Raw genomic sequence first — 5,885 nt, forward strand, 5'->3', positions numbered from 1 at the left:
ATCAATGGCAGAAGAACCAAGAAACCAAACGTCTAGAACTGGAACGCCAAGCGGAAATGAAGCGACAGCAAGAATTAGATAAACAACGAGCCGAGCAAGCACTCCGCAAGGCATCTCAAAAACTAGGTAGAGGCGGAATGTCGTTATGAGCAACCAAAATGATTTAGATGACCAATTATATATTTTACTGGCATCCATGAAGGAATATAGAGAAGCCATAGCAGAGGATAACAAGCGATTAGAGACGTTTTACAATAAGGTAGCTAGTGGGGTGCTAGAACAGAGCAAAAAGACCCTAAATAACGCAAATCAGGAAGCTACACACGCCCTTCAAGGTCGTATTCAGGAGTTAGATAAAGCCACCGATAAATTGAACTACAGATTTATTGCCTTGTTGTGTGCAATTTTCCTTAGTCTGGTATTAGTTTTCCTGTCTTTTATATTTTTATTTATTCCAAGTTTTGACGAGATCAAAGAACGTCGTGCAAAAGCAGCTTGGCTAGAACAAAGATATAACCTAGATATTAAAAACTGTAATGGCCAATCCTGTGTCCGGATCATGAAAAATGACTGTCATGGGCCAAACAAAGATTATTGCGTGATCGACCCTAAATAATGCTTTTTAAAGTGGAGTGGCAGGCCAATAACCGTGAGTAGTGCAAACTTCAGGAATAGAAATGGTAACAGATTTAGGTATTACAGTGGTTCGCCCTCCACCTAGGATAATTTCATCCCCTATAAAAAACTTATGACCATTAAGTTTATTGGTGATACTGACCTTGCCGTCATTTGTATATGCTAATTCAGTGCTATCAGCCCAGATAATAAAAGGACCTGTATCACTGTCCAGTCTGATACAGCCATACGGATCTAAATGCAATATTCCTCCAATAAGTGAAGCTCTTGCACCTGATTCATTATGCTTAATAAAAAATATAGGTTTTACAGGTTGTATAGCATCAGAAACTAAGGCGGGCTTTGCCATACAACCAGTCAGTACAGAAATGATGAAAAAACTTTGAGCTAAATTGTATATTTTCATAGTTAACCAAATTTTGAGAGAGGACAATACTTTGCTTGGTTTCTTTCGTTATTCAATTTATACCGGTGCACGCAAAGTGGCTCGACTTTGAAACATGGCTAAAGCCCTATTTCAAAGCATCGAGCAAAATTTTAATTAAACACGTTTCAATGCCATGATATGACGAACCATCTCGTTAATATGCTGTTTTGTTTCATCATCTTGAGAACTTAGCCAAGTTACAACATCCGCATCAAAAGCTTTTGCTTGAGCAATCGCATGGCGTTCTTGTAATTTTTTCACGAAGTTTGGTTTTACTACTGGCGCATTGGTAGGGTCAAAATTTTTATAGCGTTCTAATTCATTTTGCATGGTTATACCTCCGCTTTTGATTGTGTGATGGCTCAAAAGCAGTAATGATTCTTGCAACATCACCACGTTCGACCCAAACCACTGTTAGTAGTCTACCACGATTGCTTAGACCGATTGATATCAACCGTTGTTCGTCATAATGACCAAGATCGTCAAAGGACATCAGCTCTGGATCAAGAAAAACGCTACATACTTCTTCAAAAGTAATTTCACGCCCTCGATAGACTATTTCCATTTTTTTATCGTGCCATTCAAATAGCAGACCGTAATACTCAATCAACGGCATCTTTAGCCTTTTCCCTAGATTTACAACCTTCTAAAAGTCTACTTAGAGGGTTTCACTTATTCAATAACTCATTAATTTAAATGGGTTCTAACATCTAAGTTTCGTATAACCGCCATTATGTTAAATAGCACCATTTAATAATGAAAATATTATTAAAATTTACAGTATTCAAAACCTTTGCCGCCAATTCTCATATCAACATAAAATCTATTGGTTTGAAATATTTCTGGAATAGGGGAAATGTTGCCTTTATCTTCTTTAACATAATGAAAATATAAGTTTAATAAGTATAGGGCGCTTAGTGAGTTTAGGAGGTTTTCTAACGTAGCATTATGAAAATTAAGCTCTCTATTGTGCTTTATAAGATTATGATCTTTCCACCACTTTATACTAATGAATTGATCTTGATCCTTAGATTCAATATCTTGAAAGGGTTTAAATTTTAACGAATTATTTCTAAAAGAAACGTCTTCTAACAACAAATCTTTATCAGCAATTGAAGAAAAATCAGACCGAAATTTATCAAAATTATATTGTTGCCCTGTTTTGTTTGAAATAGCTTTATAAACAGCTTCAATTTCAGAACATGTAGACAAGTATAAGGACATAATTTCTATAGAAAAAACATTAAAATTTCTTTGATCTATCTGTATGTAGTTGCTCAACTCTTTCAACTTTGTTTCTAAATATAAAAAGCGTTGCCAATAGTTATTAATCATAAAGTTTTCCTAAAATTAACATAATACACCTTATACGAAATGCGTTATAATTATCTTTAGAAATCAATGCTGTAGTTTCTAGTTGATAGCTCATCTTCCCCAAGGTGGGCTTTTTTTATGATTTTTCACGTTCCACGCCTATTCTTTGATCAATGTTTCACAACTTTGATTAGCTCCATTAAATAATTAAAACCTAGATAGTAAGAACCGAGCGAGTGTCTACGAGCGATTGAGCATCATCAAAATTTCACGCTCGACTTTTCTCTGATTACAAGCTCCCTTTCGATTTTAAACGGTAGGTACAGAGCATCCCGAATGGGTGCGAACTTTGGAGCTTTTGCTTTTCAAAAAGTATGAGCGAAGCGAATACATTACCAATGCTTTTGCTTTTAGATTTCACAAACAGGATTAACCAAAAACTGCCCGATGAAGCGAGGGACGAGCTTCAATAGAGTACGAGCTTTAGCGAGTACATAGGGCAGTTTTCCACAAGTTTTTATATTTTTTATTTTTAAATATATTTTTAAATATTTTTAAGTTGCTTGAAACGCTTGTACAGCAAGGCTTTCACAGCTAATAAGTACACCAATTCCGATATATAAGTACACTAATTCCGATATTTTAGCCCCAATAAGTACACCAATTCCGACATATAAGTACACTAATTCCGATGATATTGACACCTACATTACAAAGGTGTACAAATACACTTGAATTATAAAAGTGTACAACAATGAAAAATGACTTAGTTGTAAAAGATAATGCGTTGATTAATGCTAGTTATAGTCTTGGTCTTGTCGAACAGCGATTGATTTTATTAGCTATCGTTATTATTCGGGAACATACTCATAACATGCACCTTGACTATATTGCATTCAATAAACCAATTGAGATTACAGCAGAAAGTTATATTAATACGTTTGGTGTAAGCCATAGCACAGCATACGAAACACTAAAGGATGCCTGTAAGTCTTTATTCTCAAGACAGTTTAGCTATCAAGAACCTAGAGAAAAAGGTATTGCTCATAAAACGACTCGCTGGGTGTCTGATATTGCTTATATTGATAATTCTGCAACTATAGAATTTACTTTTGCTCCAGCGGTCTTACCCCTAATCACTTATCTTGAACAACACCTTACAAGCTACGAATTAAAACAAGTTGCCAATCTAACAAGTGGTTATGCTATTCGCCTATACGAACTTTTAATTGCGTGGCGTAGTACTGGGAAGACACCAATTATTGATTTAAATGAATTTCGTTTAAAACTTGGAGTTGGAGATGAAAAATATCAAAGAATGGGGCAATTTAAAGAAAAAGTTTTACATATTGCTATTGAGCAACTTAACAAACATACAGACATTACCGTAACTTATGAGCAACATAAGCAGGGGCGTACAATTACAGGGTTTTCATTCAAGTTTAAGCAAAAAGTACAACCTAAAATTGAAACTAAACGAGATCCCAATACCCCTGATTTTTTCATCAAAATGACCGATTCCCAACGTCATTTATTTGCAAACAAACTGTCTGAAATGCCTGAAATGGGGGCATATTCTCAAGGTACAGAAAGCTATCAGCAGTTTGCTATTCGTATTGCAGACATGCTTTTAGAGCCTGAAAAATTCAGAGAGTTATACCCTTGCTTAAAAAAGGCAGGATTTGGTAATTAAAAAAAAGGAGCTTCAGCTCCTTTTTTTTTAATTTTATTCTTTGGCTGGCTGTCCTATCGCATCTAACTGATTAATCAGTTCCGCATTTACTTCTTCGCCCGACTTATTGGCAGTATCTTTACTTTCAAATCGTGATGAATCTTGGAGTTCTTTTTTCATACGTTCACGGTCTTCGTCTGTAATTTCTTGCGGAGCAGGTACTTGTTGCGCTTCTTGGCGTACTTCTTCCACAATCTCAGGAGACGATGCTTGCACTCTTACATGTTCTGGTTCTTCTTTATTTTTGCTGCATGCAGTAAGGGTAATAACTGACATTGTTAATAAAGACATTAAAATTTTATATTTCATAAAGAATATCCAGCTTAATTGTTATTCATCGAAGGTAAATCAAAAAGTATTCTATCCCGATCCTCTATTAAATAATCATTAAGTTCAGCGAGTATTTTTTCTTTGTTGGCTTCATTGGATTGCATTTTTTTAATCAAGTAAGAACCAAGTAAGATTTTACGCCGAGTATCATCCTTGCGTTCTTGCTCTTTCTGCTTTGTTCTTTCTCTTGCTTCAATAGCCTGTTTCTGAGCTTTTAACTGTTTCAGCTTCTCCAACTGGGCTTCGATTTTCTTTTCAATATTTTCAGTTGATTTTGTCATAACGTCCAATTTCGGGATATAGAAAACCACTCAAGCATAAGGCTCTATGAACTAGAGTTCAAGCGAGCTATATGCTATCGTGTTTTTCATGAAATGCGCACTTACGACTTGGATTTCATCCAAGTCAAAGTTTGCGTAAGGGGATACCCCTTAACCCCAAAAAATTGCTACGCAATTTTTTAAAAGCAAAAGCAAAACTATCACAAGGCTAAGGCATGGCAATTTATCACTGTACGACTAAGACCGTTAATCGAAGTTCGGGACGAACTGCGGTAGCATCTATGGCCTATCGTGCAGGAGAAAAATTGACAGATGAACGGACAGGGTTAACGCACGACTTCACGAGAAAAGAAGGTGTGGTGTATACAGAGATTCTTTCTAACTTGGATACTGAATTAGACCGAAGCAAAGTTTGGAATTTGGCGGAAAAATCAGAAAATCGGAAAGATGCCCGAACCGCACGTGAATGGGTGATTGCTCTACCGGACGAGCTGGATGAAGAACAGCGAAAAGAACTAGCAAGAGAGTTTGCTCAATCTTTAGTAGACCGTTATGGGGTGGTTGCAGATTTAGCGATTCATGCACCTAGCAAAGGTGGAGATGATAAAAACCATCACGCCCATATCATGCTCACCACCCGAAAAGCCGAATTAGACGCAGACAATAAAATCACTCTGACCACCAAAACCGATATTGAACTCAGCAACGCCAAACGAAAAAGCCTTGGTATAGGGACAACCCAAGAAGACATTAAGCAAATTCGAGAAACATGGGCAGACTTAGCCAACAATGCATTGGAACGTGCAGGCTACCGAGAAAAAATAGACCACCGCAGCTATGCCGATCAGAACAACGGACTACAAGCCACCATCCATGAAGGCACCAAAGTCACCCAATTACGCAGACAAGGCATAGACACTGAAATCAGCCGTTTTAATGACAATGTGAAACAGCAGAATAGCCAACAGCTTCAGCAAGAAAAACAGCAGAAAGAGAGCGTTTTACAGCGTGGTTTAAGCCGTGTCGATCAAGGTTTTGATCAATGGCAGAAGAACCAAGAAACCAAACGTCTAGAACTGGAACGCCAAGCGGAAATGAAGCGACAGCAAGAATTAGATAAACAACGAGCCGAGCAAGCACTCCGCAAGGCATCTCAAAAACTAGG

General features: G+C 37.1%; 9 protein-coding genes and 1 pseudogene. 4 read left to right on the plus strand and 6 right to left on the minus strand.

Going from position 1 to position 5,885, the window contains the following annotated elements:
- Both FTT77_RS16790 and FTT77_RS16795 read left to right on the plus strand, forming a co-directional pair.
- Positions 1-149 (plus strand): annotated as a pseudogene (locus FTT77_RS16790) (mobilization protein); the annotation flags it as partial.
- A complete protein-coding gene (locus FTT77_RS16795) occupies positions 146-616 on the plus strand; it encodes a hypothetical protein (protein ID WP_180109583.1) in 471 nt (156 codons plus the stop codon). The pseudogene FTT77_RS16790 and the gene FTT77_RS16795, both read left to right, overlap by 4 nt.
- A 6-nt stretch (positions 617-622) precedes the next feature.
- Here the strand turns inward: FTT77_RS16795 and FTT77_RS16800 are convergent, their stop codons facing one another.
- The 4 genes from FTT77_RS16800 to FTT77_RS16815 all read right to left on the minus strand — a co-directional run bounded on the left by FTT77_RS16800 (position 623) and on the right by FTT77_RS16815 (position 2,398).
- Positions 623-1,042, minus strand: a complete 420-nt coding sequence (locus FTT77_RS16800) for a hypothetical protein (RefSeq protein WP_127245514.1) — start codon at positions 1,040-1,042, stop codon at positions 623-625.
- Positions 1,043-1,177: 135 nt separating this feature from the next.
- A complete protein-coding gene (locus FTT77_RS16805; protein WP_004811702.1) occupies positions 1,178-1,393 on the minus strand; it encodes a hypothetical protein in 216 nt (71 codons plus the stop codon).
- Positions 1,383-1,679 carry a BrnT family toxin gene (locus FTT77_RS16810; protein WP_111886105.1) on the minus strand — a complete coding sequence of 99 codons (297 nt, stop codon included), beginning with the start codon at positions 1,677-1,679 and terminating at the stop codon, positions 1,383-1,385. Before FTT77_RS16810 ends, FTT77_RS16805 begins: the two co-directional genes overlap by 11 nt.
- 152 nt (positions 1,680-1,831) lie before the next feature.
- The gene (locus tag FTT77_RS16815; protein WP_180109582.1) at positions 1,832-2,398 is read right to left on the minus strand and encodes a hypothetical protein; all 567 of its coding nucleotides are present in this window, start codon (positions 2,396-2,398) and stop codon (positions 1,832-1,834) included.
- A 733-nt stretch (positions 2,399-3,131) separates the two neighbouring features.
- On the opposite strand from FTT77_RS16815, the gene repM reads away from it, so the two are divergent.
- A complete protein-coding gene (repM, locus tag FTT77_RS16820; RefSeq protein WP_151208205.1) occupies positions 3,132-4,070 on the plus strand; it encodes a replication initiation protein RepM in 939 nt (312 codons plus the stop codon).
- 33 nt (positions 4,071-4,103) lie between these two features.
- On the opposite strand, the gene FTT77_RS16825 is transcribed toward repM, so the two are convergent.
- Entirely contained in the window at positions 4,104-4,400 is a 297-nt protein-coding gene (locus tag FTT77_RS16825) for a hypothetical protein (RefSeq protein WP_154650792.1), read from the minus strand.
- Between the two features lie 32 nt (positions 4,401-4,432).
- Positions 4,433-4,720: a hypothetical protein gene (locus tag FTT77_RS16830; protein WP_020847062.1), complete on the minus strand. Its 288-nt coding sequence runs from the start codon at positions 4,718-4,720 to the stop codon at positions 4,433-4,435.
- A gap of 215 nt (positions 4,721-4,935) precedes the next feature.
- On the opposite strand from FTT77_RS16830, the gene mobQ reads away from it, so the two are divergent.
- On the plus strand, positions 4,936-5,885 hold a 950-nt coding region (gene mobQ / locus FTT77_RS16835), incomplete at its 3' end, for a MobQ family relaxase (RefSeq protein WP_180182531.1).

The organism is Acinetobacter sp. YH01010, assembly GCF_013420775.1.
Taxonomy (GTDB): domain Bacteria; phylum Pseudomonadota; class Gammaproteobacteria; order Pseudomonadales; family Moraxellaceae; genus Acinetobacter; species Acinetobacter amyesii.

Bases quoted from the DNA above. Each gene is read 5' to 3' on its own strand.
- FTT77_RS16795 (WP_180109583.1), top strand. From the start codon at position 146: ATGAGCAACCAAAATGATTTAGATGACCAATTATATATTTTACTGGCA.
- FTT77_RS16800 (WP_127245514.1), bottom strand. From the start codon at position 1,042: ATGAAAATATACAATTTAGCTCAAAGTTTTTTCATCATTTCTGTACTG.
- FTT77_RS16805 (WP_004811702.1), bottom strand. From the start codon at position 1,393: ATGCAAAATGAATTAGAACGCTATAAAAATTTTGACCCTACCAATGCG.
- FTT77_RS16810 (WP_111886105.1), bottom strand. From the start codon at position 1,679: ATGCCGTTGATTGAGTATTACGGTCTGCTATTTGAATGGCACGATAAA.
- FTT77_RS16815 (WP_180109582.1), bottom strand. From the start codon at position 2,398: ATGATTAATAACTATTGGCAACGCTTTTTATATTTAGAAACAAAGTTG.
- repM (WP_151208205.1), top strand. From the start codon at position 3,132: ATGAAAAATGACTTAGTTGTAAAAGATAATGCGTTGATTAATGCTAGT.
- FTT77_RS16825 (WP_154650792.1), bottom strand. From the start codon at position 4,400: ATGTCTTTATTAACAATGTCAGTTATTACCCTTACTGCATGCAGCAAA.
- FTT77_RS16830 (WP_020847062.1), bottom strand. From the start codon at position 4,720: ATGACAAAATCAACTGAAAATATTGAAAAGAAAATCGAAGCCCAGTTG.